Source organism: Pseudomonas sp. AL 58 (genome assembly GCF_036348395.1).
Lineage (GTDB): Bacteria > Pseudomonadota > Gammaproteobacteria > Pseudomonadales > Pseudomonadaceae > Aquipseudomonas > Aquipseudomonas defluvii.
In genome coordinates, this window is sequence record NZ_JAZBQR010000006.1 from 199,311 (window position 1) to 223,870 (window position 24,560).

At 56.2% G+C, this 24,560-nt stretch carries 35 protein-coding genes; 1 reads left to right on the top strand and 34 read right to left on the bottom strand.

Annotation, left to right across the window (positions count from 1 at the left end):
• Positions 1 to 166 precede the first annotated feature (166 nt).
• Positions 167 to 676 carry a single-stranded DNA-binding protein gene (locus UIA24_RS10245; protein ID WP_065759190.1) on the bottom strand — a complete coding sequence of 170 codons (510 nt, stop codon included), beginning with the start codon at positions 674 to 676 and terminating at the stop codon, positions 167 to 169.
• A 9-nt stretch (positions 677 to 685) separates the two neighbouring features.
• Positions 686 to 2,080 carry an MFS transporter gene (locus UIA24_RS10250; RefSeq protein ID WP_102051725.1) on the bottom strand — a complete coding sequence of 465 codons (1,395 nt, stop codon included), beginning with the start codon at positions 2,078 to 2,080 and terminating at the stop codon, positions 686 to 688.
• Positions 2,081 to 2,209: 129 nt separating this feature from the next.
• On the opposite strand from UIA24_RS10250, the gene uvrA reads away from it, so the two are divergent.
• The gene (uvrA, locus tag UIA24_RS10255) at positions 2,210 to 5,044 is read left to right on the top strand and encodes an excinuclease ABC subunit UvrA (protein ID WP_065759192.1); all 2,835 of its coding nucleotides are present in this window, start codon (positions 2,210 to 2,212) and stop codon (positions 5,042 to 5,044) included.
• A gap of 58 nt (positions 5,045 to 5,102) precedes the next feature.
• On the opposite strand, the gene bfr is transcribed toward uvrA, so the two are convergent.
• The 32 genes from bfr to fusA all read right to left on the bottom strand — a co-directional run bounded on the left by bfr (position 5,103) and on the right by fusA (position 24,540).
• Positions 5,103 to 5,567: a bacterioferritin gene (bfr, locus tag UIA24_RS10260; protein ID WP_065759193.1), complete on the bottom strand. Its 465-nt coding sequence runs from the start codon at positions 5,565 to 5,567 to the stop codon at positions 5,103 to 5,105.
• A 155-nt stretch (positions 5,568 to 5,722) separates the two neighbouring features.
• Entirely contained in the window at positions 5,723 to 7,171 is a 1,449-nt protein-coding gene (locus UIA24_RS10265; protein ID WP_330522803.1) for a catalase, read from the bottom strand.
• Positions 7,172 to 7,343: 172 nt separating this feature from the next.
• Positions 7,344 to 7,730: a 50S ribosomal protein L17 gene (gene rplQ / locus UIA24_RS10270; RefSeq protein WP_065759195.1), complete on the bottom strand. Its 387-nt coding sequence runs from the start codon at positions 7,728 to 7,730 to the stop codon at positions 7,344 to 7,346.
• A gap of 41 nt (positions 7,731 to 7,771) precedes the next feature.
• Positions 7,772 to 8,773, bottom strand: coding sequence for a DNA-directed RNA polymerase subunit alpha (locus UIA24_RS10275; RefSeq protein ID WP_017901544.1), 1,002 nt, complete (start codon positions 8,771 to 8,773; stop codon positions 7,772 to 7,774).
• Positions 8,774 to 8,795: 22 nt separating this feature from the next.
• Positions 8,796 to 9,416, bottom strand: coding sequence for a 30S ribosomal protein S4 (gene rpsD / locus UIA24_RS10280; protein ID WP_065759196.1), 621 nt, complete (start codon positions 9,414 to 9,416; stop codon positions 8,796 to 8,798).
• Positions 9,417 to 9,431: 15 nt separating this feature from the next.
• The gene (gene rpsK, locus UIA24_RS10285) at positions 9,432 to 9,821 is read right to left on the bottom strand and encodes a 30S ribosomal protein S11 (RefSeq protein ID WP_065759197.1); all 390 of its coding nucleotides are present in this window, start codon (positions 9,819 to 9,821) and stop codon (positions 9,432 to 9,434) included.
• Positions 9,822 to 9,851: 30 nt separating this feature from the next.
• Complete coding sequence (rpsM, locus tag UIA24_RS10290; RefSeq protein WP_095159996.1) at positions 9,852 to 10,208, bottom strand: 30S ribosomal protein S13; 357 nt, start codon at positions 10,206 to 10,208, stop codon at positions 9,852 to 9,854.
• A 131-nt stretch (positions 10,209 to 10,339) separates the two neighbouring features.
• Complete coding sequence (gene rpmJ, locus UIA24_RS10295; RefSeq protein ID WP_002555468.1) at positions 10,340 to 10,456, bottom strand: 50S ribosomal protein L36; 117 nt, start codon at positions 10,454 to 10,456, stop codon at positions 10,340 to 10,342.
• Between the two features lie 28 nt (positions 10,457 to 10,484).
• A complete protein-coding gene (secY, locus tag UIA24_RS10300; RefSeq protein WP_065759199.1) occupies positions 10,485 to 11,816 on the bottom strand; it encodes a preprotein translocase subunit SecY in 1,332 nt (443 codons plus the stop codon).
• A complete protein-coding gene (rplO, locus tag UIA24_RS10305) occupies positions 11,817 to 12,251 on the bottom strand; it encodes a 50S ribosomal protein L15 (protein ID WP_065759200.1) in 435 nt (144 codons plus the stop codon).
• Positions 12,252 to 12,254: 3 nt separating this feature from the next.
• Entirely contained in the window at positions 12,255 to 12,431 is a 177-nt protein-coding gene (rpmD, locus tag UIA24_RS10310; protein ID WP_010220317.1) for a 50S ribosomal protein L30, read from the bottom strand.
• Between the two features lie 2 nt (positions 12,432 to 12,433).
• Positions 12,434 to 12,934 (bottom strand): 30S ribosomal protein S5, encoded by a 501-nt coding sequence (gene rpsE, locus UIA24_RS10315; RefSeq protein ID WP_065759201.1) that lies wholly within the window; start codon positions 12,932 to 12,934, stop codon positions 12,434 to 12,436.
• A gap of 3 nt (positions 12,935 to 12,937) precedes the next feature.
• A complete protein-coding gene (gene rplR, locus UIA24_RS10320; protein ID WP_011531893.1) occupies positions 12,938 to 13,288 on the bottom strand; it encodes a 50S ribosomal protein L18 in 351 nt (116 codons plus the stop codon).
• 10 nt (positions 13,289 to 13,298) lie between these two features.
• Entirely contained in the window at positions 13,299 to 13,832 is a 534-nt protein-coding gene (gene rplF / locus UIA24_RS10325; protein WP_065759202.1) for a 50S ribosomal protein L6, read from the bottom strand.
• A gap of 12 nt (positions 13,833 to 13,844) precedes the next feature.
• Positions 13,845 to 14,237: a 30S ribosomal protein S8 gene (rpsH, locus tag UIA24_RS10330; protein ID WP_010220313.1), complete on the bottom strand. Its 393-nt coding sequence runs from the start codon at positions 14,235 to 14,237 to the stop codon at positions 13,845 to 13,847.
• 206 nt (positions 14,238 to 14,443) lie between these two features.
• Positions 14,444 to 14,749, bottom strand: coding sequence for a 30S ribosomal protein S14 (rpsN, locus tag UIA24_RS10335; RefSeq protein ID WP_065759203.1), 306 nt, complete (start codon positions 14,747 to 14,749; stop codon positions 14,444 to 14,446).
• Between the two features lie 13 nt (positions 14,750 to 14,762).
• Positions 14,763 to 15,302 (bottom strand): 50S ribosomal protein L5, encoded by a 540-nt coding sequence (rplE, locus tag UIA24_RS10340; RefSeq protein WP_009397500.1) that lies wholly within the window; start codon positions 15,300 to 15,302, stop codon positions 14,763 to 14,765.
• Between the two features lie 20 nt (positions 15,303 to 15,322).
• Complete coding sequence (gene rplX, locus UIA24_RS10345; RefSeq protein WP_008374158.1) at positions 15,323 to 15,637, bottom strand: 50S ribosomal protein L24; 315 nt, start codon at positions 15,635 to 15,637, stop codon at positions 15,323 to 15,325.
• Between the two features lie 11 nt (positions 15,638 to 15,648).
• The gene (gene rplN / locus UIA24_RS10350) at positions 15,649 to 16,017 is read right to left on the bottom strand and encodes a 50S ribosomal protein L14 (RefSeq protein ID WP_002555479.1); all 369 of its coding nucleotides are present in this window, start codon (positions 16,015 to 16,017) and stop codon (positions 15,649 to 15,651) included.
• Between the two features lie 23 nt (positions 16,018 to 16,040).
• Entirely contained in the window at positions 16,041 to 16,307 is a 267-nt protein-coding gene (rpsQ, locus tag UIA24_RS10355) for a 30S ribosomal protein S17 (protein WP_008374160.1), read from the bottom strand.
• 2 nt (positions 16,308 to 16,309) lie between these two features.
• Positions 16,310 to 16,501: a 50S ribosomal protein L29 gene (gene rpmC, locus UIA24_RS10360; protein WP_065759204.1), complete on the bottom strand. Its 192-nt coding sequence runs from the start codon at positions 16,499 to 16,501 to the stop codon at positions 16,310 to 16,312.
• A complete protein-coding gene (gene rplP / locus UIA24_RS10365) occupies positions 16,501 to 16,914 on the bottom strand; it encodes a 50S ribosomal protein L16 (RefSeq protein ID WP_003255479.1) in 414 nt (137 codons plus the stop codon). The genes rpmC and rplP overlap by 1 nt, the downstream gene beginning before the upstream one ends.
• Positions 16,915 to 16,926: 12 nt before the next feature.
• Complete coding sequence (rpsC, locus tag UIA24_RS10370) at positions 16,927 to 17,613, bottom strand: 30S ribosomal protein S3 (RefSeq protein WP_010220308.1); 687 nt, start codon at positions 17,611 to 17,613, stop codon at positions 16,927 to 16,929.
• 13 nt (positions 17,614 to 17,626) lie between these two features.
• A complete protein-coding gene (gene rplV / locus UIA24_RS10375; protein WP_003103908.1) occupies positions 17,627 to 17,959 on the bottom strand; it encodes a 50S ribosomal protein L22 in 333 nt (110 codons plus the stop codon).
• Positions 17,960 to 17,970: 11 nt separating this feature from the next.
• Complete coding sequence (rpsS, locus tag UIA24_RS10380; RefSeq protein WP_002555486.1) at positions 17,971 to 18,246, bottom strand: 30S ribosomal protein S19; 276 nt, start codon at positions 18,244 to 18,246, stop codon at positions 17,971 to 17,973.
• 16 nt (positions 18,247 to 18,262) lie between these two features.
• Positions 18,263 to 19,087, bottom strand: coding sequence for a 50S ribosomal protein L2 (gene rplB, locus UIA24_RS10385; RefSeq protein WP_065759205.1), 825 nt, complete (start codon positions 19,085 to 19,087; stop codon positions 18,263 to 18,265).
• A 14-nt stretch (positions 19,088 to 19,101) separates the two neighbouring features.
• Positions 19,102 to 19,401, bottom strand: a complete 300-nt coding sequence (gene rplW, locus UIA24_RS10390) for a 50S ribosomal protein L23 (protein WP_065759206.1) — start codon at positions 19,399 to 19,401, stop codon at positions 19,102 to 19,104.
• A complete protein-coding gene (gene rplD, locus UIA24_RS10395) occupies positions 19,398 to 20,000 on the bottom strand; it encodes a 50S ribosomal protein L4 (protein ID WP_065759207.1) in 603 nt (200 codons plus the stop codon). Before rplD ends, rplW begins: the two co-directional genes overlap by 4 nt.
• 12 nt (positions 20,001 to 20,012) lie before the next feature.
• Positions 20,013 to 20,648 carry a 50S ribosomal protein L3 gene (rplC, locus tag UIA24_RS10400; RefSeq protein WP_065759211.1) on the bottom strand — a complete coding sequence of 212 codons (636 nt, stop codon included), beginning with the start codon at positions 20,646 to 20,648 and terminating at the stop codon, positions 20,013 to 20,015.
• Between the two features lie 81 nt (positions 20,649 to 20,729).
• Entirely contained in the window at positions 20,730 to 21,041 is a 312-nt protein-coding gene (gene rpsJ, locus UIA24_RS10405; RefSeq protein ID WP_003186070.1) for a 30S ribosomal protein S10, read from the bottom strand.
• Positions 21,042 to 21,183: 142 nt separating this feature from the next.
• Positions 21,184 to 22,377 carry an elongation factor Tu gene (gene tuf, locus UIA24_RS10410; protein WP_099775969.1) on the bottom strand — a complete coding sequence of 398 codons (1,194 nt, stop codon included), beginning with the start codon at positions 22,375 to 22,377 and terminating at the stop codon, positions 21,184 to 21,186.
• Positions 22,378 to 22,407: 30 nt separating this feature from the next.
• Positions 22,408 to 24,540, bottom strand: coding sequence for an elongation factor G (gene fusA, locus UIA24_RS10415; protein ID WP_065761366.1), 2,133 nt, complete (start codon positions 24,538 to 24,540; stop codon positions 22,408 to 22,410).
• Positions 24,541 to 24,560: the final 20 nt, after the last annotated feature.

Genomic DNA, 24,560 nt, shown 5'->3' on the forward strand with positions numbered 1-24,560 from the left:
AAGCAGATCTATGACAAACTTAAAACATAGCGGCATTTCTACCGACCAATAAAAAACCCTGGCCGCCTCATGGCGATCAGGGTTTTTATTCTGAAGCTTAATGCTGGCCCTACAGGACGCCACACCGGGTAACGCCCAATAGAATCTTTACATTTAACCTCATCCGTTAGAACGGAATATCATCATCAAAGCTGTCGAAGTCCGGAGCCGGCTGTGGTGCTGGCTGTTGCGGAGCTGGACGCTGTGGTGCCTGCTGTGGGCGTGGCGCCTGCTGACGCGGTGCCTGGTTGTAGTTGTTACCACCACCCTGCGGAGCACCGTCCTGGTTCTGCGGACGACCGCCGAGCAGCTGCATGGTGCCCTGCATGTCGACGATGATCTCGGTGGTATAACGCTTGATGCCGTCTTTTTCCCACTCGCGGGTTTGCAGCTTGCCCTCGATGTAGACCTGGGAACCCTTACGCAGGTATTCGCCAGCGATCTCGGCAACCTTGCCGAACATCGATACGCGGTGCCACTCGGTGCGCTCGACCTTCTGACCGGTTTGCTTGTCGGTCCACTGCTCGCTGGTCGCCAGGCTCAGGTTGGTCACGGCGTTACCGTTGGGCAGGTAGCGGACTTCGGGATCCTGGCCGCAAGTACCGACCAATATGACTTTGTTAACCCCACGGGCCATAACGTTCTCCTAGGCTTCGCACGCCGCGGATGCCGGATTGACCAGGCGCTCCAGGGTCGAACGATCCAAAATTTTTGTATCCAGTTTGATATAGATGGCGGCTTCATCTGCCACCACCACTGCGTCGGTCACACCCGGGACGGCCATAAGCCGCTCGGTCAGCCCCGCTTCACGGACGGCCTCAGCCGACAGCGGCATGCGCAGGCTGGTCACGTACGGCGGCTCGCGCATGCCTACCGCAACCACCCACCACAGGGCACAGAGCAACGCACATCCGAGGAAGACCATGCTCAAGCCACCGTGCTGGAACAACCAGCCACCGATAATTCCCCCTAGCGCGGCACCCAGGAACTGACTGGTGGAGTAAACCCCCATTGCAGTTCCCTTGCCACCGGCAGGCGACACCTTGCTTACCAGCGAAGGCAACGACGCCTCCAACAGGTTGAAGGCGGTGAAGAATATCACGGTGCCGATCACCAGTTCTTGCAAGTTGTCTGCCGATACCCAGAAGAATAGTTCAGTGAGCATCAATACACTCACCGCCCCGAGCAACACACGCTTCATCTTGCGCTTTTTTTCTCCGTAGATGATGAACGGAATCATTGCGAAGAATGAAATGAGCAGGGCCGTCAGGTACACCCACCAGTGCTCCTCCTTCGGCAAGCCGCCACGCTCGACGAGCGCCAGCGGCAAGGCCACGAAACTGGCCATCAGGATGGCGTGCAGAACAAAGATACCGACATCCAGACGCAACAGATCAGGGTGCCGCAAGGTCGGGCCAAGTGCCTGTTTCGCCACACCCGACTCACGGTGCTGCAAGGCGCCGTGGGAGGCTGGAACGACGAACGCGATCAGCGCGATGCCGACAAGCGCCATCGCCGCTGTGGCCAGAAACAACCCCGACAAGCCAAAGGCCCGCGTCAGCAAGGGCCCTACCACCATGGCCACCGCAAAGGACAAGCCGATACTCATGCCAATCATGGCCATGGCCTTGGTTCGATGTTGCTCACGGGTCAAATCCGACAGCAGCGCCATGACTGCCGCCGAAATAGCACCAGCGCCTTGCAGTACGCGCCCGGCAATCACGCCCCAAATGCTGTCGGCGTTGGCCGCCAACACACTCCCCAGGGCAAAGATGACCAGGCCCAGGTAAATAACCGGACGCCGACCAATCCGATCGGAAATGACCCCGAACGGGATCTGCAGGAATGCCTGGGTCAGGCCATAGGCGCCAATGGCCAGGCCAATCAGTGCCGGCGTGGCGCCGGCCAGGTCCATGCCATAGGTCGCCAGAACCGGCAACACCATGAACATGCCTAGCATACGGAATGCGAACACCAGTGCCAGGCCGCTTGCGGCGCGAGTCTCGCTACCACTCATGCGTTCGCTGTGGGGATCGTGCATGGATAAACCTCGTGTGAACCGGCGGCGATTCTACCAGCCCGATCGATTGTCAGCATATACGTGACGCTTTGCCGCGTGCTGGCATGCAGCCTTATACTCACCGGTTTATGCCCGCCAAGCGAGGCCGCAGTGGACAAGATCCTGATTCGTGGGGCACGAACCCACAACCTTAAGAACATCGACCTGACCCTGCCCCGGGACAAGCTGATCGTCATCACCGGCCTGTCTGGCTCTGGAAAGTCGTCGTTGGCGTTCGACACCCTCTATGCCGAAGGCCAGCGGCGTTATGTCGAATCGCTGTCGGCCTATGCCCGACAGTTCCTATCAATGATGGAAAAGCCCGACGTCGACACCATTGAAGGCCTATCGCCAGCAATTTCCATCGAGCAGAAGTCGACCTCGCACAACCCGCGCTCGACTGTCGGTACCATCACCGAAATCTACGACTACCTGCGCCTGCTTTACGCACGTGTTGGTACGCCACGCTGCCCGGACCACGACATTCCGCTGGAAGCACAGACCGTCAGCCAGATGGTCGATCTGGTGTTGGCGCAGCCTGAAGGTAGCAAGCTGATGCTGCTGGCACCGGTGATTCGAGAGCGCAAGGGCGAACACCTGGCGATCTTCGAGGAGTTGCGCGCTCAGGGCTTTGTCCGCGCCCGGGTCAACGGCAAGCTGTTCGAGCTCGACGAACTGCCCAAGCTGGACAAACAGAAGAAGCACACCATCGAAGTGGTGGTCGATCGCTTCAAGGTTCGCGAGGACCTGCAGCAACGCCTGGCGGAGTCCTTCGAAACGGCTCTGAAGCTGGCCGATGGCATCGCCCTGGTTGCGCCAATGGATGAAGAGCCCGGCGAAGAGCTGATCTTCTCCGCCCGCTTCGCCTGCCCGATCTGCGGCCATGCCATCAGCGAACTGGAACCTAAGCTGTTTTCCTTCAACAACCCCGCCGGCGCATGTCCAACCTGCGACGGCCTCGGCGTGAAACAGTTCTTCGATGTCAAACGCCTGGTCAACAATGAACTGACCTTGGCAGAGGGCGCGATACGCGGCTGGGACCGACGTAACGTCTACTACTTCCAGATGCTTGGCTCCTTGGCCGCGCACTATGGGTTCAGTCTCGAGGTGCCCTTCGGCGAGCTGCCAGCTGACCAGCAGAAGGTCATTCTGCACGGCAGCGGCAACCAGAATGTCGACTTCAAGTACCTCAACGACCGCGGCGATATCGTCAAGCGGTCACACCCCTTCGAAGGCATCGTGCCGAACCTGGAGCGCCGCTACCGGGAAACCGAATCGGCCACCGTCCGCGAAGAGTTGGCCAAGTTCCTCAGCACTCAGCCCTGCCCTGACTGCCGCGGCACACGGTTGCGACGCGAAGCACGGCACGTATGGGTTGGCGAGAAAACCCTGCCAGCCGTTACCAGCCTGCCAATCGGCGATGCCAGCGAGTACTTCGGCGGCCTGAAGCTGACCGGGCGACGCGGTGAAATCGCCGACAAGATCCTCAAGGAAATCTGTGAGCGCCTGCAGTTCCTGGTGAACGTGGGCCTGGATTACCTGACGCTAGACCGTAGTGCCGACACCCTGTCGGGCGGCGAAGCACAGCGTATTCGGCTAGCCAGCCAGATCGGTGCCGGGTTGGTCGGGGTGATGTATATCCTCGACGAGCCGTCCATCGGCCTGCATCAACGGGACAACGACCGTCTCCTGGCGACCCTCAACCACCTGCGCGATATCGGCAACACCGTGATCGTGGTGGAACATGACGAGGATGCCATTCGTCTGGCTGACTATGTGGTGGATATTGGGCCTGGTGCTGGCGTACACGGTGGACAAATCGTCGCCGAAGGCACGCCCGCCGAGGTAATGGCACACCCTGATTCGCTGACCGGTAAATACCTCTCGGGCCGGGTCAAAATTGCCGTACCGGCCACCCGCACGCCGCGTGACAAGAAGCGCTCACTGAAGCTCAAGGGCGCGCGCGGCAACAACCTGCAGAACGTTGACCTGGAGATTCCGATTGGCCTGCTGACCTGCGTGACCGGCGTTTCCGGCTCAGGCAAGTCAACCCTGATCAACAACACGCTGTTCCCCTTGGCCGCGACCGCCCTTAATGGTGCGACCAGCCTCGAAGCGGCACCGCATAGCAGTTGTGATGGCCTGCAGCACCTAGACAAGGTCGTGGACATCGATCAAAGCCCGATCGGTCGCACGCCGCGCTCCAACCCGGCCACGTATACCGGCCTGTTCACACCGATTCGTGAACTGTTCTCCGGCGTGCCGGAGTCGCGCTCACGCGGCTATGGCCCGGGACGCTTCTCCTTCAACGTCAAGGGCGGACGCTGTGAAGCGTGCCAGGGCGATGGCCTGATCAAAGTCGAGATGCACTTTCTACCTGACATCTATGTGCCGTGCGATGTCTGCAAGAGCAAACGCTACAACCGCGAAACCCTGGAGATCAAATACAAGGGCAAGAACATCCACGAAGTTCTTGAGATGACCATCGAGGAAGCGCGGGAGTTCTTCGATGCGGTACCGGCGCTGGCGCGCAAGCTGCAAACGCTGATGGACGTGGGGCTCTCCTACATCAAGCTGGGGCAATCTGCGACCACCTTGTCCGGTGGTGAGGCTCAGCGGGTGAAGCTGTCGCGCGAACTGTCCAAGCGCGATACTGGCAAGACGCTGTACATCCTCGATGAGCCGACTACCGGTTTGCACTTCGCCGATATTCAGCAGTTGCTCGATGTGCTGCACAGGCTTCGTGACCACGGCAACACCGTGGTAGTGATCGAACACAACCTGGATGTGATCAAGACGGCCGACTGGCTGGTCGATCTCGGCCCGGAGGGTGGCTCCCGAGGAGGCCAGATCATCGCCTGCGGGACGCCTGAAGAGGTCTCGGAGATGGAGCAGTCGCACACAGGTCATTACCTAAAACCGTTGTTACTGCGCGACAGGGCCTGACGCCCATGAAAAAGCCCCTGCCGCGCAAACGGCAGGGGCTTTTTTGCAGCTTCGCAAACTACATCTGCGATTGAAGGTAGTTTTCCAGGCCGATGGACTTGATCAGGCCCAACTGCTTCTCCAGCCAGTAGGTGTGATCTTCCTCGGTGTCAGCCAGTTGCGCACGCAAGATATCGCGGCTGATGTAGTCCTTATGCAGTTCGCACAACTCGATGCCTTTGCACAGTGCTGCACGGACTTTGTACTCGAGGCGCAAATCGGCTGCGAACATATCCGGCACGGTAGCACCTATGTCCAGATCGTCAGGACGCATACGCGGTGTGCCTTCAAGCATGAGAATACGGCGAATCAGGGCGTCAGCGTGTTGTGCCTCTTCTTCCATCTCATGGTTGATACGCTCGTAGAGCTTGCTCAAGCCCCAGTCTTCATACATGCGCGAGTGGATGAAATACTGATCACGTGCCGCCAGTTCTCCCGTCAGCAACGTGTTGAGGTAGTCGATTACGTCCGGGTGACCTTGCATCGCCCTGCTTCTCCCTAAGTGAAAGTGACAGTGTGAACCAGGATGACGGAGAGGTCACTGCGATTAACGTAAAATCAGGTAAAAAGGGGCGCAAACAGTAGTCAATTGCATTGAAAAACCGCCCTAATGCGGGCGGTTCTGCTTATCACTTCGACTTATGCCAGTTTGACCCCCAACGCCTTGGCGACACCTTCACCGTAGGCCGCATCAGCCTTGAGGAAGTGCTGCAACTGACGTTGAACAACATCCTGCGACACACCCTTCATCGCGCCCGCGATATTACTGATCAGCAGCGCTTTCTGTTCACTGTTCATCAAACGGAACAGGGCACCGGCATAGCTGTAGTAGTCACCATCCTCACGATGATCGTAACGGTCCGCAGCGCCATTGAGTGCAAGCGCTGGTTCGGCGTACTGAGGCGCCTGCTTGGGGGCGTTGCTGTAGCTGTTTGGCTCATAGTTCGGTGCTGCTCCGCCATTACTGCCCAGGGCCATCGCACCATCACGCTGGTAACTGTTCACAGGGCTCTTCGGAGCGTTAACAGGCAACTGCTGATGGTTGGTCCCTACACGGTAGCGGTGAGCATCGGCATAAGCGAACACACGCCCCTGCAGCATACGGTCTGGCGATAGGCCAACACCCGGCACCTGATTGCTCGGCGCGAAAGCCGCCTGCTCAACCTCGGCAAAGTAGTTCAGCGGGTTACGATTGAGCTCAAGCTCACCCACTTCAATCAGCGGGAACGCCTTCTGCGACCAGGTCTTGGTGACATCGAATGGGTTATCGCTGTGCGCAGCGGCCTGATCCTCGGTCATGACCTGGATACAGACACTCCATTTAGGGAAGTCGCCTCGTTCAATCGCCTCGAACAGATCCCGCTGGGCGTAGTCCGGATCGGTGCCAGCAAGGCGAGTCGCCTCGGCCGGCGCCAGGTTCTTGATACCTTGCTTGGTCTTGAAGTGCCACTTGACCCAATGACGCACACCAGCCGCGTTGATCAGGCTGAAGGTATGGCTACCAAAGCCGTGCATATGACGGTAGCCATCCGGAATGCCCCGATCAGAGAACAGGATGGTGACCTGGTGCAATGCCTCTGGCGAATGCGACCAGAAGTCCCACATCGCCTGCGGGCTCTTCAGGTTACTTTGTGGCAAGCGCTTCTGGGTATGGATGAAGTCGGGGAACTTCAGCGGGTCCCGAATGAAGAAAACCGGCGTGTTGTTGCCCACAATGTCCCAGTTACCTTCCTCGGTGTAGAACTTCACGGCAAACCCACGAGGATCGCGCTCGGTATCGGCAGAGCCCCGCTCGCCGCCCACCGTAGAGAATCGCAGGAACGTTGGCGTCTGCTTGCCTACTGCCTCGAACAGTTTGGCACTGGTGTATTGGCTGATATCCCGGGTGACGGTGAAGGTGCCATAAGCGCCCGAGCCTTTAGCATGTACACGACGCTCCGGAATGTTCTCACGGTTGAAGTGCGCGAGCTTTTCAATCAGGTGAAAATCTTCCAGCAGCAGCGGACCACGTGGGCCGGCAGAACGCGAGTTCTGGTTATCGGCAACCGGAGCACCGCTGGCGGTGGTCAGTGTCTTGTTCTGGCTCATGCTCTCTCCCTTTTCAGAATAATGCTGCCGGCTAGTCGGCTGAGAGGGAGTATTGAGCATGAAGACGACACGATCAAATTCATTAATTGATCAAGATCAATAGCTTATTTCAATCACAATGAAAACAAAAAACCGGGCACTAGGCCCGGTTCCTTGTTTCAGACTGTTCGTCTTACTCAGCAGCTTCTACTACGCCACCGACAGGACGATCAACCAGCTCGACGTACGCCATAGGTGCGTTATCGCCAGCGCGGAAACCGCACTTGAGGATACGCAGGTAGCCGCCCTGACGGGTGGCATAGCGCTTGCCCAGATCGTTGAACAGCTTACCAACGATGGCTTTCGAACGAGTACGGTCGAAGGCCAGACGACGGTTAGCTACGCTGTCTTCCTTGGCCAGGGTGATCAGCGGCTCGGCAACGCGGCGCAGTTCCTTGGCTTTAGGCAGGGTAGTTTTGATCAGCTCGTGCTCGAACAGCGACACCGCCATGTTTTGGAACATGGCTTTGCGGTGCGCGCTGGTGCGGCTCAGGTGACGACCACTTTTACGATGACGCATGGTTCATTCCTTACCAAACTTACGTTCGGTGATTACGACGATCAGGCAGTCGCCTTGTCGTCTTTCTTAAGACTTGCAGGCGGCCAGTTGTCGAGGCGCATGCCGAGGGACAGACCACGGGAAGCCAGAACGTCCTTGATTTCAGTCAGGGACTTCTTACCCAGGTTCGGAGTTTTCAACAGCTCTACTTCGGTGCGCTGAATCAGATCACCGATGTAGTAGATGTTCTCCGCCTTCAGGCAGTTGGCCGAACGTACGGTCAATTCCAGATCGTCAACCGGGCGAAGCAGGATCGGATCGATCTCGTCTTCCTGCTCCACTACCACAGGCTCACTGTCACCTTTGAGGTCGACGAACGCAGCCAACTGCTGTTGCAGAATGGTTGCTGCACGACGGATTGCCTCTTCAGGATCCAGAGTACCGTTGGTTTCCAGATCGATAACCAGCTTATCCAGGTTGGTACGCTGCTCGACACGGGCGTTTTCCACCACGTAGGCGATACGGCGAACCGGGCTGAACGAAGCGTCAAGCTGCAAGCGACCAATGCTGCGGCTCTCGTCTTCATCGCTCTGACGCGAATCGGCCGGCTCATAACCACGACCACGAGCTACGGTGAGCTTCATGTTCAAAGCGCCGTTAGACGCCAGGTTAGCGATTACGTGATCGGGGTTAACGATCTCGACATCATGATCCAGCTGAATATCGGCAGCGGTAACCACCCCCGAACCCTTTTTCGACAAGGTCAGCGTAACTTCGTCACGACCATGCAGTTTGATAGCCAGGCCTTTCAGGTTCAACAGGATCTCAATAACATCTTCCTGTACACCTTCAATTGCCGAGTACTCATGGAGTACGCCGTCAATTTCGGCCTCGACTACTGCACAGCCAGGCATAGAGGACAACAGGATGCGACGCAGCGCGTTGCCCAGGGTATGGCCGAAGCCACGCTCGAGAGGCTCGAGCGTGATCTTGGCGCGGGTTGGACTGACGACCTGCACATCAATGTGGCGGGGCGTCAGAAACTCATTTACCGAAATCTGCATGGATGCACCTATTTTCTAGCCCTTACTTGGAGTAGAGCTCGACAATCAGGTTTTCGTTGATGTCGGCAGACAGGTCGCTGCGAGCCGGGACGTTCTTGAAAACACCGGATTTTTTAGCAGCATCTACTTCTACCCACTCAACGCGGCCACGCTGGGCGCACAGTTCAAGGGCTTGAACAATGCGCAGCTGGTTCAACGATTTCTCGCGAACTGCGACCACGTCACCCGGACGAACTTGGTAGGACGGAACGTTTACAGTCTTGCCGTTGATGCTGATCGCTTTATGCGAAACCAGCTGACGGGATTCGGCACGAGTAGCGCCAAAGCCCATACGATAAACGACGTTGTCCAGACGGCACTCGAGCAGTTGCAGCAGGTTCTCGCCGGTAGCACCCTTCTTGGAGGCTGCTTCCTTGTAGTAACCGCTGAACTGACGCTCGAGAACGCCGTAGATACGACGGACTTTTTGCTTCTCACGCAGCTGGGTGCCGTAGTCGGACTGACGACCACGACGCTGACCGTGAATACCTGGGGCTGCTTCGATGTTGCACTTCGATTCCAGAGCGCGAACGCCGCTCTTCAGGAACAGATCAGTGCCTTCACGACGAGACAGTTTGCATTTTGGACCAATGTAACGTGCCATTTATCTGTCTCCTGATTACACGCGGCGCTTCTTCGGCGGACGGCACCCGTTGTGCGGGATTGGCGTCACGTCGGTGATGCTGGCGATCTTATAGCCACAGCTGTTCAAAGCACGAACAGCGGACTCACGACCTGGACCTGGACCCTTGACGTTAACGTCGAGGTTTTTCAGACCGTACTCCAGCGCAGCTTGACCAGCACGCTCTGCAGCAACTTGGGCCGCGAACGGGGTGGATTTGCGCGAACCACGGAAACCCGAACCGCCGGAGGTAGCCCACGACAGTGCGTTACCTTGACGATCGGTGATGGTCACGATGGTGTTGTTGAAAGACGCGTGGATGTGGGCGATCCCATCAACCACTGTCTTTTTGACTTTTTTACGAGGACGAGCAGCAGGTTTTGCCATGTCTATTTTCCTGTCGATTCGCTGGTGCGATTACTTGCGGATCGGCTTACGCGGACCTTTACGGGTACGCGCGTTGGTCTTGGTACGCTGACCGCGTACTGGCAGACCCCGACGATGACGCAGACCGCGGTAGCAGCCCAGGTCCATCAACCGCTTGATTTTCATGTTGATGTCGCGACGCAGATCACCTTCGGTGGTGAACTTCGCAACTTCGCTACGCAGCTGTTCAATCTGCTCGTCGCTCAGATCTTTGATCTTTGCGGCTGGGTTGACCCCAGTGTCTGCACAGATTTTCTGTGCAGTAGTGCGACCAACACCATAGATGTAGGTCAGCGAGATAACAGTGTGCTTGTTATCTGGAATGTTGACGCCTGCAATACGGGCCATTCAGTGGGACTCCAATTGACAGCTACCTACGCCCCGGAAGCCAAGAAATAGGGCGCGAGATAATATCGCTGTAGAAACAAATAATCAACCCAGCAGCGCACTAGCTGCTGGGCTTGAAGCACAGATCACACTCAGCCTTGGCGCTGTTTGTGACGTGGTTCCGCGCTGCAAATTACTCGAACGACACCTTCGCGGCGAATAATTTTGCAGTTACGGCACAGCTTTTTCACCGATGCACGAACTTTCATCACCAACTCCTCGAACCTTAAGGGACTATCAACGCAGCAGACCGCTGCCACCGTAGCCTTTCAGGTTGGCTTTCTTCATCAGGGATTCGTACTGGTGCGAAACGAGGTGCGATTGTACTTGGGACATGAAGTCCATCACAACCACTACCACAATCAGCAACGAGGTCCCGCCAAGGTAGAACGGAACGTTTGCAGCCACCACCAGGAACTGGGGCAGAAGGCAGACGGCCGTCATATAAAGAGCACCGAACATGGTCAAACGGGTCAGAACGCCATCAATGTAGCGCGCCGACTGCTCGCCTGGACGGATGCCCGGAATAAAGGCACCGGACTTCTTCAGGTTTTCCGCTACGTCTTTCGGATTGAACATCAACGCCGTATAGAAGAAGCAGAAGAAAATGATCCCTGCACTAAACAGCAGAATATTCAATGGATGACCAGGAGCGATCGACTCCGAGATGTCCTGCAGCCAGCCCATACCTTCGGACTGACCGAACCAGGCACCCAGCGAAGCCGGGAACAGCAAGATGCTGCTCGCGAAAATGGCTGGGATAACCCCGGCCATGTTCACCTTCAACGGCAGGTGGCTGGTCTGCGCAGCAAAGACCTTACGGCCCTGCTGACGCTTGGCGTAATGAACGGCGATACGACGCTGACCACGCTCAATGAACACCACAAAACCGATGATCGCTACTGCCAGAAGACCGATAACGATCAGGGCGATAATGTTGATATCACCCGTACGCGCAGACTCGAAAGACTGCCCGATTGCTCTCGGAAGACCGGCAACGATACCCGCGAAGATCAACATCGAGATACCGTTGCCGACACCGCGCTCCGTGATCTGCTCACCCAGCCACATCATGAACATCGCGCCCGCCACAAAAGTGGAGACCGCAACGAAATGGAAGCCAAAATCAGCAGAAAACGCTACGCCCTGACCGGCCAAGCCAATGGACATGCCAATAGCTTGAACCAGCGCCAGAACGACGGTGCCGTAGCGGGTGTACTGGCTAATCTTGCGACGGCCAGATTCACCTTCCTTCTTCAACTGCTCCAGCTGCGGGCTGACGGTGGTCATCAGCTGCATGATGATCGATGCCGAAATGTACGGCATGATCCCCAATGCAAAGATGCTCATCCGCTCCAGCGCGCCGCCGGAAAACATGTTGAACAAGCTAAGAATGGTCCCCTCATTCTGTCGAAACAGTTCCGCCAGCCGGTCCGGATTGATACCTGGAACAGGGATGTGTGCGCCGATCCGATAGACGATAATCGCCAGGAACAGAAAACGCAGACGAGCCCAGAGTTCAGACATCCCGCCCTTGCCGAGCGAAGAGAGAGCACCTTGCTTAGCCATTTATTCCTCGAACTTGCCGCCAGCTGCTTCGATAGCCGCACGCGCACCTTTGGTGGCAGCGACGCCCTTGATGGTGACTGCGCGAGTAACTTCACCGGACAGCATGATTTTCACGCGCTGTACGTTTTGGTTAATCACGTTGGCATCCTTCAGGGATTGCACGGTGACGACGTCGCCTTCCACTTTAGCCAGCTCGGACAGACGCACTTCTGCGCGGTCCATGGCTTTCAGCGAAACGAAGCCGAACTTCGGCAGACGACGATGCAGCGGCTGTTGACCGCCTTCAAAGCCTGGAGCGATGGTGCCACCGGAACGGGAGGTCTGACCTTTGTGGCCACGGCCACCAGTCTTACCCAAACCGCTACCGATACCACGACCCGGACGATGCTTCTCGCGACGGGAACCCGGCGCTGGACTCAGATCATTGAGTTTCATCGATTAACCCTCGACGCGCAGCATGTAGTAAGCCTTGTTGATCATCCCGCGGTTCTCGGGAGTATCCAGGACTTCTACAGTGTGACCGATGCGACGCAGACCCAGGCCTTTAACACACAGTTTGTGGTTAGGCAGACGGCCAGCGGTACTTTTGATCAACGTTACTTTAACGGTAGCCATGATCAGATGATCTCCTCAACACTCTTGCCACGCTTGGCGGCAATGGACTCAGGAGATTGCATGGCTTTCAGACCCTTGAAAGTGGCATGAACCACGTTCACTGGGTTGGTCGAACCGTAGCACTTGGCCAGAACGTTCTGAACACCAGCAACTTCCAGGACAGCACGCATTGCGCCGCCAGCGATGATACCGGTACCGTTAGAGGCAGGCTGCATGTAAACCTTCGAGGCGCCGTGGGCGGCCTTGGTAGCGTACTGCAGAGTGGTGCCGTTCAGGTCCACTTGAATCATGTTGCGACGAGCAGCTTCCATTGCCTTCTGGATCGCAGCAGGCACTTCACGCGACTTGCCACGGCCGAAGCCAACACGACCTTTACCATCACCAACCACGGTCAACGCGGTGAAAGTGAAGATACGGCCGCCTTTTACGGTTTTAGCTACGCGGTTAACTTGAACCAGCTTCTCGATGTAGCCTTCGTCGCGCTTTTGGTCGTTATTTGACATAACTTAGAACTCCAGCCCGCCTTCACGAGCAGCATCAGCCAGTGCCTTGACACGGCCGTGGTACTTGAAGCCAGAACGGTCGAAAGCAACTTGAGAAACGCCAGCGGCTTTCGCACGCTCGGCAACCAGCTTGCCAACCTTAGTGGCCGCGTCGATGTTGCCAGTGGCGCCATCACGCAGTTCTTTGTCCAAAGTCGAGGCGCTGGCCAGGACTTTGCTGCCGTCGGCCGAAATGACCTGGGCGTAGATGTGCTGCGAAGAGCGGAACACGCAGAGACGCACGGCTTCGAGCTCGTGCATTTTCAGACGTGCTTTGCGAGCGCGACGCAGTCGAGTAACTTTTTTGTCGGTCATTTGCTAGGCCCTACTTCTTCTTGGCTTCTTTACGACGGACGACTTCATCCGCGTAACGCACACCCTTACCTTTGTAAGGCTCTGGCGGACGGAAATCGCGAATTTCAGCGGCCACTTGACCAACCAGTTGCTTATCGATGCCCTTGATCAGGATATCGGTCTGGCTTGGGGTCTCAGCAGTGACGCCTTGCGGCAGCTGATAATCAACCGGGTGGGAGAAACCGAGAGCCAGGGACAGCACTTCGCCTTTGGCCTGAGCCTTGTAACCAACACCGACCAGCTGGAGCTTACGCTCGAAGCCTTGGCTTACGCCCTGGACCATGTTGTTAACCAGAGCACGGGTAGTACCGGCCATGGCGCGAGTCTGTTGATCGCCATTGCGAGCAGCGAAACGCAGCTCACCGGCTTCTTCGACGACTTCTACGGACGAGTGAACATTCAGTTCGAGAGTGCCCTTGGCACCCTTCACCGAAAGCTGTTGGCCGGCGAACTTAACTTCGACGCCTGCTGGCAGCTTTACGGGGTTCTTAGCGACGCGAGACATGCTTATCCCCCCTTAGAACACAGTGCAGAGAACTTCGCCGCCGACACCGGCAGCGCGCGCAGCACGATCAGTCATCACACCTTTGTTGGTGGAGACGATAGACACGCCCAGACCGCCACGTACTTTCGGCAGTTCTTCGACGGACTTGTACTGACGCAGGCCTGGACGACTTACGCGCTTGACTTCTTCGATGACTGGACGGCCTTCGAAGTATTTCAGCTCGATGGACAGCGACGGTTTAACTTCGCTGCTGACCTGGTAACCCGCGATGTAACCTTCGTCTTTCAGAACTTTGGCTACAGCCACCTTCAGGGTAGAAGAAGGCATGCTTACGACGGACTTTTCAGCCATCTGGGCATTACGGATTCGAGTTAGCATGTCCGCTAACGGGTCCTGCATACTCATGGGCTAGACGCTCCTGATACAAGAATAATTAGCCTTTCGGCTACTACAGACACCCGAACGACCCAGGAAAAACCCGGGCTCAGGTGAGCCGGTCATTCTAGACACATCCCAGAAACGAAACAAGCCCCATAAGGGGCTTGTTTCGTTGCCAGGTCACCGGCGGTCGGAAGATTGCTCCTCCTCCGCCAGGACACTGTCGGCACGTCTTACCAGCTGGCTTTAACCAGACCTGGAACGTCACCGCGCATTGCTGCTTCACGCAGCTTGTTACGGCCCAGGCCGAACTTGCGGTAAACGCCGTGTGGACGGCCGGTGATGCGGCAGCGGTTACGCATGCGCGAGGCGCTTGCGTCACGTGGCTGCTTCTGCAGAGCTACAGCTGCTGCCCAACGCTCTTCTGGAGTTGCATTCAGATTAACGATGGTAGCTTTGAGCTCAGCACGCTTCTTGGCGTATTTAGCAACCGTGAGCTGACGCTTCAGCTCGCGGTTTTTCATGCTCTTCTTGGCCATTTTCCTACTCCAATCAGTTGCGGAACGGGAATTTGAAAGCACGCAGCAGGGCGCGACCTTCGTCATCCGTACGAGCAGTAGTGGTCAGGGTAATGTCCAGACCGCGGAGAGCATCGATCTTGTCGTAATCGATTTCCGGGAAGATGATCTGCTCTTTCACGCCCATGCTGTAGTTGCCACGACCATCGAAGGACTTGGCATTCAGGCCGCGGAAGTCGCGAACCCGAGGCAGGGAGATCGCCAGCAGGCGGTCCAGGAATTCGTACATACGATCGCGGCGCAGAGTAACTTTAACGCCAATCGGCCAGCCCTCACGGACTTTGAAGCCCGCGATGGATTTCCGTGCGAAAGTCACAACGGCTTTTTGACCGGTGATCTTTTCCAGGTCAGCAACAGCGTGCTCGATGACTTTTTTGTCGCCGATCGCTTCGCCCAGACCCATGTTCAGGGTGATTTTGGTAACGCGCGGAACTTCCATCACGTTCGCCAGCTTAAGTTCTTCCTTAAGCTTGGGAGCGATTTCCTTCCGATAAATCTCTTTCAGTCGTGCCATGGTCTTCTACCTAGCAGTGTTCAAGCATCAACCGCTTTTTGGGTCGACTTGAAGACACGAATTTTTTTGCCTTCTTCTACTTTGAAACCAACGCGGTCAGCCTTGTTGGTTTCGCCGTTGAAAATGGCGACGTTGGAAGCGTGCAGTGGCGCTTCTTTCTCGACGATACCGCCTTGTACGCCCGACATAGGGTTAGGCTTGGTATGACGCTTCACCAGGTTGATCCCACCAACGACCAGACGGTCATCAGCGAGCACCTTCAGCACCTTACCGCGCTTACCTTTGTCTTTGCCGGCGATCACGATGATCTCGTCGTCACGACGAATCTTTTGCATGTCGGATCTCCTTACAGCACTTCTGGGGCGAGCGAGACGATCTTCATGAACTTCTCAGTACGAAGTTCACGGGTCACTGGCCCAAAGATACGGGTGCCGATTGGCTCTTGCTTGTTGTTCAACAGAACAGCAGCGTTGCCATCAAAGCGGATAATCGAACCATCGGCACGGCGAACGCCGTGACGGGTGCGGACTACAACAGCAGTCATCACCTGGCCCTTTTTCACTTTACCGCGAGGAATTGCTTCCTTGACGGTTACTTTGATGATGTCACCGATACCGGCGTAACGACGGTGGGAACCGCCGAGCACCTTGATGCACATGACGCGACGAGCGCCGCTGTTATCGGCCACATCGAGCATGGATTGAGTCTGAATCATAAAATTTCTCCGACCCTTAGCCCTTAGACTTCAACAGCGCGTTCGAGAACTTCAACCAGTGCCCAGGACTTGGTCTTGGCCAGCGGACGGGTCTCGCGAATGGAGACCTTGTCGCCGATGTGGCACTGATTGGTTTCGTCGTGCGCGTGCAGCTTAGTCGAACGCTTAACGTATTTACCGTAGATCGGGTGCTTAACGCGACGCTCGATCAGTACGGTGATGGTCTTGTCCATTTTGTCGCTGACGACACGGCCAGTCAGCGTACGGACGGTTTTTTCAGCTTCAGCCATGATCACTTACCTGCCTGCTGGTTGAGCACAGTTTTCACGCGAGCGATGTCACGCTTAACTTGCGAGAGCAGGTGCGACTGCCCCAACTGGCCAGTTGCTTTCTGCATGCGCAGATTGAACTGGTCGCGCAGCAAGCCGAGCAGTTGCTCGTTCAGTTGCTGTGCTGATTTGTCACGAAGTTCATTCGCTTTCATCACATCACCGTCCGCTTAACAAAGGAGGTGGCGAGAGGCAGCTTTGCAGCCGCCAAGGCGAATGCCTCACGCGCCAGCTCTTCAGAAACACCCTCGATCTCGTACAGGACTTTGCCTGGCTGGATCTGGGCAACCCAGTACTCCACGGAACCCTTACCTTTACCCATCCGCACTTCGAGAGGCTTCTTGGAGATCGGCTTGTCCGGGAATACACGGATCCAGATCTTGCCGCCACGTTTTACGTGACGAGTCAGAGCACGACGTGCCGACTCGATCTGGCGAGCGGTGAGACGACCGCGAGCAACAGCTTTCAGAGCAAATTCGCCGAAGCTGACTTTGCTACCGCGCAGTGCCAGACCACGGTTGTGGCCGGTCATCTGCTTGCGGAATTTTGTACGCTTTGGTTGCAACATTTGGCGTACCCCTTACTTAGCAGCTTTTTTACGAGGCGCTGGTGCTTGTGGTTTCAGTTCTTCTTGGCGACCACCGATAACTTCGCCTTTGAAGATCCAAACCTTGACACCGATCACACCATAAGTGGTGTGAGCTTCGTAGGTGGCATAGTCGATATCGGCACGCAGGGTGTGCAGTGGCACACGACCTTCGCGATACCATTCAGTACGTGCGATTTCAGCACCGCCGAGACGACCGCTCACTTGGATTTTGATGCCTTTGGCACCAATACGCATGGCGTTCTGTACAGCGCGCTTCATGGCGCGACGGAACATCACACGACGCTCCAGCTGCTGAGCTACGCTCTGAGCAACCAGCATACCGTCGAGTTCCGGCTTGCGGATCTCTTCGATATTGATGTGCACAGGCACACCCATTTGCTTGGTCAGGTCCTGACGCAGTTTTTCAACATCCTCACCTTTCTTCCCGATAACGATACCTGGACGAGCGGTGTGGATGGTGATGCGTGCAGTTTGGGCCGGACGATGGATATCGATACGGCTAACGGACGCGCTTTTTAGTTTGTCTTGGAGATACTCACGCACGTTCAGATCTGCGAGCAAATAGTCCGCATAAGTCCGACCGTCTGCATACCAGACGGAGGTGTGCTCCTTGACGATTCCCAGGCGAATGCCAGTGGGATGTACTTTCTGACCCATCTGATCGACTCCGTTACTTGTCCGCAACCTTGACAGTGATATGGCAAGACCGCTTGACGATGCGATCAGCGCGGCCTTTGGCACGCGGCATGATACGCTTCAGCGAACGCCCTTCGTTGACGAAAACGGTGGAGACCTTCAGGTCATCAACGTCTGCGCCTTCGTTATGCTCGGCGTTGGCTACGGCCGACTCGAGGACTTTCTTCATGATTTCAGCGGCTTTCTTGCTGCTGAAGGCCAACAGGTTGAGCGCTTCGCCCACCTTCTTCCCGCGGATCTGGTCGGCGACCAAGCGGGCTTTCTGGGCGGAGATGCGAGCGCCCGACAACTTAGCGGCTACTTCCATTTCCTTACCCCTTAACGCTTGGCTTTCTTGTCAGCCACGTGCCCGCGGTAGGTGCGGGTACCGGCGAACTCGCCCAGTTTATGGCCGACCATGTCTTCGTTCACGAGAACTGGGACGTGTTGGCGACCGTTGTGTACCGCGATGGTCAGACCGACCATTTGTGGCAGGATCATGGAACGGCGCGACCAGGTTTTAACTGGTTTGCGATCGTTCTTTTCCGCCGCCACTTCGATCTTCTTCAGTAGGTGAAGATCAATAAAAGGACCTTTTTTCAGAGAACGTGGCACTGTCGTATCCCTCTATTTACTTGCGACGACGGACGATCATATTGTCGGTACGCTTATTACCACGAGTCTTAGCACCCTTAGTCGGGAAGCCCCATGGCGATACCGGATGACGACCACCGGAGGTACGACCTTCACCACCACCGTGCGGGTGGTCAACCGGGTTCATGGCAACACCACGAACGGTTGGGCGAACGCCACGCCAGCGTTTAGCACCAGCTTTACCCAGCGAACGCAGGCTGTGCTCGGAGTTCGAGACTTCACCCAGGGTCGCACGGCATTCAGCCAGGACTTTACGCATTTCACCAGAGCGCAGACGCAGGGTCACGTAGACACCTTCGCGAGCGATCAGCTGAGCCGAAGCACCAGCGGAACGAGCGATTTGTGCACCTTTGCCCGGCTTCAGTTCGATGCCGTGAATGGTGCTACCCACTGGGATGTTACGCAGCTGCAGGGAGTTGCCTGGCTTGATTGGAGCCAGAGCACCTGCGATCAGCTGGTCGCCAGCACTCACGCCTTTAGGGGCGATGATGTAGCGGCGCTCGCCGTCTGCATAGCAAAGCAGTGCGATGTGAGCAGTACGGTTTGGATCGTATTCAATACGCTCGACAGTGGCGGCGATGCCGTCCTTGTCGTTGCGACGGAAGTCGACCATACGGTAATGCTGCTTATGACCACCACCTACGTGACGAGTAGTGATGCGGCCATTGTTGTTACGACCACCAGTCTTCGATTTCTTCTCGAGCAGCGGTGCGTGAGGAGCGCCTTTGTGCAGCTCCTGGTTGACCACCTTGACCACGAAACGGCGGCCAGGGGAAGTCGGTTTGCATTTAACGATTGCCATGATGCACCCCTTCCTTACTCAGCACTGCTGCTGAAATCGAGATCTTGGCCTGGCTGAAGGGATACGATCGCCTTCTTCCAGTCATTGCGCTTGCCCAGACCACGAGCGGTGCGCTTGGTCTTACCCAGAACGTTCACGGTAGTGACGTTCTCGACCTTGACACCGAACAGACCTTCGACAGCCTTCTTGATTTCCAGCTTGGTTGCATCAGTAGCAACCTTGAATACGAACTGGCCTTTCTTCTCAGCCAGAACCGTGGCCTTCTCGGAAACGTGCGGGCCAAGTAGAACTTTAAATACGCGTTCCTGGTTCATCCCAGCAGCTCCTCGAATTTCTTCACGGCCGACACAGTGATCAACACTTTGTCGTATGCGATCAGACTGACCGGATCGGAACCTTGTACGTCACGTACATCGACGTGCGGCAGGTTGCGAGCAGCCAGGTACAGATTCTGATCAACAGCCTCAGAAACGATCAGTACGTCGGTCAGACCCATACCGTTCAGCTTGTTCAGCAGGTCTTTGGTTTTCGGTGCTTCAACAGCGAAGTCCTGAACCACGACCAGACGGTCGGTACGCACCAGCTCAGCGAGGATGGAGCGCAGTGCTGCGCGGTACATCTTCTTGTTGAGCTTCTGCGAGTGATCCTGAGGACGAGCTGCGAAAGTGGTACCGCCGCCACGCCAGATTGGGCTACGGATAGTACCGGCACGAGCACGGCCAGTACCTTTCTGACGCCATGGGCGCTTACCGCCACCAGCAACGTCGGAACGGGTTTTCTGCTGCTTGGTACCCTGACGGCCGCCAGCCATGTAGGCCACGACTGCTTGGTGAACCAGCGTCTCGTTGAATTCGCCGCCGAAAGTCAGTTCGGAAACTTCGATCGCTTGAGCGTCATTTACATTTAGTTGCATGTCAGCTTCCCCTTAACCGCGAGCCTTGGCAGCCGGACGCACAACCAGATCGCCGCCAGTAGCGCCAGGAACGGCACCCTTGACAAGCAACAGATTGCGTTCAGCGTCGACGCGCACTACTTCGAGGGACTGAACGGTCACGCGCTCGGCGCCCATATGACCGGACATTTTTTTGCCCTTGAATACACGACCAGGAGTCTGGCACTGGCCGATAGAGCCCGGGACGCGGTGGGAAACGGAGTTACCGTGGGTGTTATCTTGACCGCGGAAATTCCAACGCTTGATGGTACCGGCAAAGCCTTTACCTTTGGACTGACCGGTAACATCTACCAGTTGGCCTGCAGCGAAGAGTTCAGCATTGATCAAGTCGCCAGCCTGGTACTCGCCTTCTTCAAGGCGGAATTCCCAGACACCGCGACCAGCGGCAACGTTCGCTTTAGCGAAGTGACCTGCTTGAGCAGCAGTCACGCGCGAAGCACGACGCTCACCTACAGTGACTTGCACTGCACGATAGCCATCGGTTTCTTCAGTTTTGAACTGGGTGACGCGATTCGGCTCGATCTCAATGACCGTGACCGGAATGGAGACACCTTCTTCGGTGAAAATACGGGTCATACCGCATTTACGACCGACTACACCAATAGTCATGTTGTAAACCTCATGAGTGTACGGGGCTTTCACCCGCTATGGCCGCCCATTTCAGAGCGTTACACGACTAAGACCCGAGTCTTAGCCGAGGCTGATCTGCACTTCCACACCTGCCGCAAGATCAAGCTTCATAAGTGCATCAACGGTTTTATCCGTTGGCTGGACGATGTCCAGTACGCGCTTATGAGTACGGATCTCGTACTGGTCACGCGCGTCTTTGTTGACGTGCGGGGAGACCAGAACGGTGAACCGCTCTTTACGGGTAGGCAGTGGAATTGGACCACGCACTTGAGCACCAGTACGTTTCGCGGTTTCCACGATTTCCTGGGTGGATTGGTCGATCAGGCGATGGTCAAAAGCCTTCAACCTGATACGGATTTGCTGATTTTGCATTGGATTTCAGACTCCAGGCTGCTATTCCCACCGGGCGCACTACGCCCGTTAAAAGGAGGCGTGATTCTATAGACGCCCCAGTTGGGTGTCAACCCAATAAAAAAAGCCCCCGCTGAGCGGGGGCTTTTCAAAGCATCGAATATTACTCGATGATTTTGGCTACGACGCCAGCGCCGACGGTACGACCGCCTTCACGGATAGCGAAACGCAGACCATCTTCCATTGCGATGGTTTTGATCAGAGTGACAGTCATCTGGATGTTGTCACCTGGCATTACCATTTCAACGCCTTCTGGCAGCTCGCAGTTACCAGTCACGTCAGTAGTACGGAAGTAGAACTGTGGACGGTAGCCTTTGAAGAAAGGAGTATGACGGCCGCCTTCTTCCTTGCTCAGAACGTAAACTTCTGCGGTGAACTTGGTGTGCGGCTTAACCGAACCTGGCTTAACCAGAACCTGACCACGCTCAACGTCGTCACGCTTGGTACCACGCAGCAGAACGCCGCAGTTCTCGCCAGCACGACCTTCGTCCAGCAGCTTGCGGAACATCTCAACACCGGTGCAGGTGGTGGTGGTGGTGTCACGCAGACCAACGATTTCCAGAGCGTCTTGAACGCGGACGATACCACGCTCGATACGACCGGTAACAACAGTACCACGACCCGAGATCGAGAATACGTCTTCGATTGGCATCAGGAACGGCTTGTCGATAGCGCGCTCTGGCTCTGGGATGTAGCTGTCCAGAGTTTCAACCAGCTTCTTGACAGCGGTGGTGCCCATGCCGTTGTCGTCTTTGCCTTCCAGCGCCATACGAGCAGAACCGATGATGATCGGAGTGTCGTCGCCTGGGAAGTCATAGGTGGACAGCAGGTCGCGAACTTCCATCTCAACCAGTTCCAGCAGCTCTGCGTCGTCTACCAGGTCAGCCTTGTTCAGGAAGACCACGATGTACGGAACGCCTACCTGACGGGACAGCAGGATGTGCTCACGGGTTTGTGGCATCGGACCATCGGCGGCCGAGCAAACCAGGATAGCGCCGTCCATCTGAGCAGCACCGGTGATCATGTTCTTCACGTAGTCAGCGTGACCTGGGCAGTCAACGTGAGCGTAGTGACGAATGTTCGAGTTGTACTCGACGTGCGCGGTGTTGATGGTGATACCGCGAGCTTTCTCTTCTGGAGCGCTGTCGATCTTGTCGAATTCGACAACAGCCGAACCGAAAACTTCGGAGCAGACGCGAGTCAGAGCAGCAGTCAGAGTGGTTTTACCATGGTCAACGTGACCGATGGTGCCAACGTTGACGTGCGGAAGGGAACGATCAAATTTTTCTTTAGCCACGACAATTAACTCCTAGCCTAAAGGACTGAATCAGCCTTGTTTTTTAACGAGCGCTTCGACGATGTTCGACGGAGCCTCAGCGTATTTGGAGAATTCCATGGAGTAGCTCGCGCGACCCTGAGACATGGAACGAACGTCGGTCGCATAACCGAACATCTCTCCGAGCGGAACTTCAGCACGGACAACCTTGCCGGACACCGAATCTTCCATACCCTGGATCAGACCACGACGACGGTTCAGGTCACCCATCACGTCACCCATGTAGTCCTCAGGGGTCACAACTTCCACCTTCATGATCGGCTCAAGCACTTTACCGCCGCCTTTCGTGGCCAGCTGCTTGGTCGCCATGGAGGCCGCCACCTTGAACGCCATCTCGTTGGAGTCGACGTCGTGGTAGGAACCATCAAACACGGTTGCCTTCAGGCCGATCAGCGGATAGCCGGCAACGATGCCGTTCTTCATCTGCTCTTCGATACCCTTCTGGATAGCCGGGATGTATTCCTTCGGAACCACACCACCCACAACCTCGTTAGTGAAAACCAGGCCTTCAGTGATGTTGCCCTTATCGTCCACGTCTGGCTGCGAGAAGCGAATCCAGCAGTGACCGAACTGACCGCGACCACCGGACTGACGGACGAACTTACCTTCGATCTCGACGTTGTCCTTGGTGATCTGCTCGCGGTAGGAAACCTGCGGCTTACCGATGTTGGCTTCAACGTTGAACTCGCGCTTCATGCGGTCAACGAGGATGTCCAGGTGAAGCTCGCCCATACCCGAGATAATGGTCTGGCCGGTTTCTTCGTCGGTCTTGACGCGGAACGACGGGTCTTCCTGAGCCAACTTGCCCAGTGCGATACCCATCTTTTCCTGATCCTGCTTGGTTTTCGGCTCAACAGCTACCGAAATTACTGGCTCAGGGAAATCCATACGCTCAAGGATTACCGGCTTGTCGGCATCACAGAGGGTATCACCAGTGGTGACATCTTTCATGCCGATCAGCGCAGCGATGTCGCCTGCACGTACTTCCTTGATCTCTTCACGCTGGTTGGCGTGCATCTGCACCATACGACCAACGCGCTCTTTCTTGCCCTTGACCGAGTTGATCACGGAGTCACCAGAGCTCAGGAAGCCCGAGTAGACGCGCACGAAAGTCAGAGTACCAACGAATGGGTCGGTAGCGATCTTGAACGCCAAAGCCGAGAACGGCTCATCATCGCTAGCGTGACGCTCGATTTTCGGAGCGCTTTCGTCGTCGATGTTATCCGGGTGGATACCCTGAATTGCAGGGATCTCGGTCGGAGCAGGCAGGAAGTCGATAACGGCGTCAAGAACCAGAGGAACACCCTTGTTCTTGAAGGAAGAGCCGCAGACAGCCGGAACGATCTCGCTAGCCAGGGTGCGAGCACGCAGACCAGCCTTGATTTCTTCGACGGACAGCTCACCTTCTTCAAGGTACTTGTTCATCAGCTCTTCGTTGGCCTCAGCAGCAGCTTCGACCATATTGGCGCGCCACTCTTCAGCCAGCTCCAGCATATCAGCAGGAATTTCTTCCTCGCGATAGGTGGTGCCCTTGTCGTCTTCGTTCCAGTAGATTGCCTTCATCTTGATCAGATCAACCTGACCTTCGAAGTTCTCTTCCGAACCGATAGCCAGCTGGACAGGAACCGGGGTGTGACCCAGACGGTTCTTGATCTGACCAACTACGCGCAGGAAGTTAGCACCTGCACGGTCCATCTTGTTCACGTAAACAACACGTGGAACACCGTACTTGTTGGCCTGACGCCATACGGTTTCGGACTGAGGCTCAACACCGGAGGTACCGCAGAACACAACGACAGCGCCGTCGAGTACACGCAGGGAACGCTCTACTTCAATAGTGAAGTCAACGTGGCCTGGTGTATCAATGACGTTTACGCGGTAGTTGTCGTACTGACCACGGGAACCTTTCCAGAAGGTAGTAACGGCAGCAGAGGTAATGGTAATACCCCGCTCCTGCTCCTGAACCATCCAGTCGGTGGTCGCGGCGCCATCATGCACCTCGCCCATTTTGTGGCTCAGGCCTGTGTAGAACAGGATCCGCTCGGTAGTGGTAGTCTTGCCCGCATCAACGTGCGCACAGATACCGATGTTACGGTAGCGGTTAATTGCTGTAGTACGAGCCATAAAGCCCTCGCAAAAAAATT

Excerpts from the sequence above, each read along its gene's own strand:
- UIA24_RS10245 (WP_065759190.1), bottom strand. The coding sequence starts at position 676 with ATGGCCCGTGGGGTTAACAAAGTCATATTGGTCGGTACTTGCGGCCAG.
- UIA24_RS10250 (WP_102051725.1), bottom strand. The coding sequence starts at position 2,080 with ATGCACGATCCCCACAGCGAACGCATGAGTGGTAGCGAGACTCGCGCC.
- bfr (WP_065759193.1), bottom strand. The coding sequence starts at position 5,567 with ATGCAAGGTCACCCGGACGTAATCGACTACCTCAACACGTTGCTGACG.
- UIA24_RS10265 (WP_330522803.1), bottom strand. The coding sequence starts at position 7,171 with ATGAGCCAGAACAAGACACTGACCACCGCCAGCGGTGCTCCGGTTGCC.
- rplQ (WP_065759195.1), bottom strand. The coding sequence starts at position 7,730 with ATGCGTCATCGTAAAAGTGGTCGTCACCTGAGCCGCACCAGCGCGCAC.
- UIA24_RS10275 (WP_017901544.1), bottom strand. The coding sequence starts at position 8,773 with ATGCAGATTTCGGTAAATGAGTTTCTGACGCCCCGCCACATTGATGTG.
- rpsD (WP_065759196.1), bottom strand. The coding sequence starts at position 9,416 with ATGGCACGTTACATTGGTCCAAAATGCAAACTGTCTCGTCGTGAAGGC.
- rpsK (WP_065759197.1), bottom strand. The coding sequence starts at position 9,821 with ATGGCAAAACCTGCTGCTCGTCCTCGTAAAAAAGTCAAAAAGACAGTG.
- rpsM (WP_095159996.1), bottom strand. The coding sequence starts at position 10,208 with ATGGCCCGTATTGCAGGCGTCAACATTCCAGATAACAAGCACACTGTT.
- rpmJ (WP_002555468.1), bottom strand. The coding sequence starts at position 10,456 with ATGAAAGTTCGTGCATCGGTGAAAAAGCTGTGCCGTAACTGCAAAATT.
- secY (WP_065759199.1), bottom strand. The coding sequence starts at position 11,816 with ATGGCTAAGCAAGGTGCTCTCTCTTCGCTCGGCAAGGGCGGGATGTCT.
- rplO (WP_065759200.1), bottom strand. The coding sequence starts at position 12,251 with ATGAAACTCAATGATCTGAGTCCAGCGCCGGGTTCCCGTCGCGAGAAG.
- rpmD (WP_010220317.1), bottom strand. The coding sequence starts at position 12,431 with ATGGCTACCGTTAAAGTAACGTTGATCAAAAGTACCGCTGGCCGTCTG.
- rpsE (WP_065759201.1), bottom strand. The coding sequence starts at position 12,934 with ATGTCAAATAACGACCAAAAGCGCGACGAAGGCTACATCGAGAAGCTG.
- rplR (WP_011531893.1), bottom strand. The coding sequence starts at position 13,288 with ATGACCGACAAAAAAGTTACTCGACTGCGTCGCGCTCGCAAAGCACGT.
- rplF (WP_065759202.1), bottom strand. The coding sequence starts at position 13,832 with ATGTCTCGCGTCGCTAAGAACCCCGTAAAGCTGCCAGCAGGCGTCGAA.
- rpsH (WP_010220313.1), bottom strand. The coding sequence starts at position 14,237 with ATGAGTATGCAGGACCCGTTAGCGGACATGCTAACTCGAATCCGTAAT.
- rpsN (WP_065759203.1), bottom strand. The coding sequence starts at position 14,749 with ATGGCCAAGAAGAGCATGAAAAACCGCGAGCTGAAGCGTCAGCTCACG.
- rplE (WP_009397500.1), bottom strand. The coding sequence starts at position 15,302 with ATGGCACGACTGAAAGAGATTTATCGGAAGGAAATCGCTCCCAAGCTT.
- rplX (WP_008374158.1), bottom strand. The coding sequence starts at position 15,637 with ATGCAAAAGATTCGTCGTGACGACGAGATCATCGTGATCGCCGGCAAA.
- rplN (WP_002555479.1), bottom strand. The coding sequence starts at position 16,017 with ATGATTCAGACTCAATCCATGCTCGATGTGGCCGATAACAGCGGCGCT.
- rpsQ (WP_008374160.1), bottom strand. The coding sequence starts at position 16,307 with ATGGCTGAAGCTGAAAAAACCGTCCGTACGCTGACTGGCCGTGTCGTC.
- rpmC (WP_065759204.1), bottom strand. The coding sequence starts at position 16,501 with ATGAAAGCGAATGAACTTCGTGACAAATCAGCACAGCAACTGAACGAG.
- rplP (WP_003255479.1), bottom strand. The coding sequence starts at position 16,914 with ATGTTGCAACCAAAGCGTACAAAATTCCGCAAGCAGATGACCGGCCAC.
- rpsC (WP_010220308.1), bottom strand. The coding sequence starts at position 17,613 with ATGGGTCAGAAAGTACATCCCACTGGCATTCGCCTGGGAATCGTCAAG.
- rplV (WP_003103908.1), bottom strand. The coding sequence starts at position 17,959 with ATGGAAGTAGCCGCTAAGTTGTCGGGCGCTCGCATCTCCGCCCAGAAA.
- rplB (WP_065759205.1), bottom strand. The coding sequence starts at position 19,087 with ATGGCAATCGTTAAATGCAAACCGACTTCCCCTGGCCGCCGTTTCGTG.
- rplW (WP_065759206.1), bottom strand. The coding sequence starts at position 19,401 with ATGAACCAGGAACGCGTATTTAAAGTTCTACTTGGCCCGCACGTTTCC.
- rplD (WP_065759207.1), bottom strand. The coding sequence starts at position 20,000 with ATGCAACTAAATGTAAATGACGCTCAAGCGATCGAAGTTTCCGAACTG.
- rplC (WP_065759211.1), bottom strand. The coding sequence starts at position 20,648 with ATGACTATTGGTGTAGTCGGTCGTAAATGCGGTATGACCCGTATTTTC.
- rpsJ (WP_003186070.1), bottom strand. The coding sequence starts at position 21,041 with ATGCAAAATCAGCAAATCCGTATCAGGTTGAAGGCTTTTGACCATCGC.
- fusA (WP_065761366.1), bottom strand. The coding sequence starts at position 24,540 with ATGGCTCGTACTACAGCAATTAACCGCTACCGTAACATCGGTATCTGT.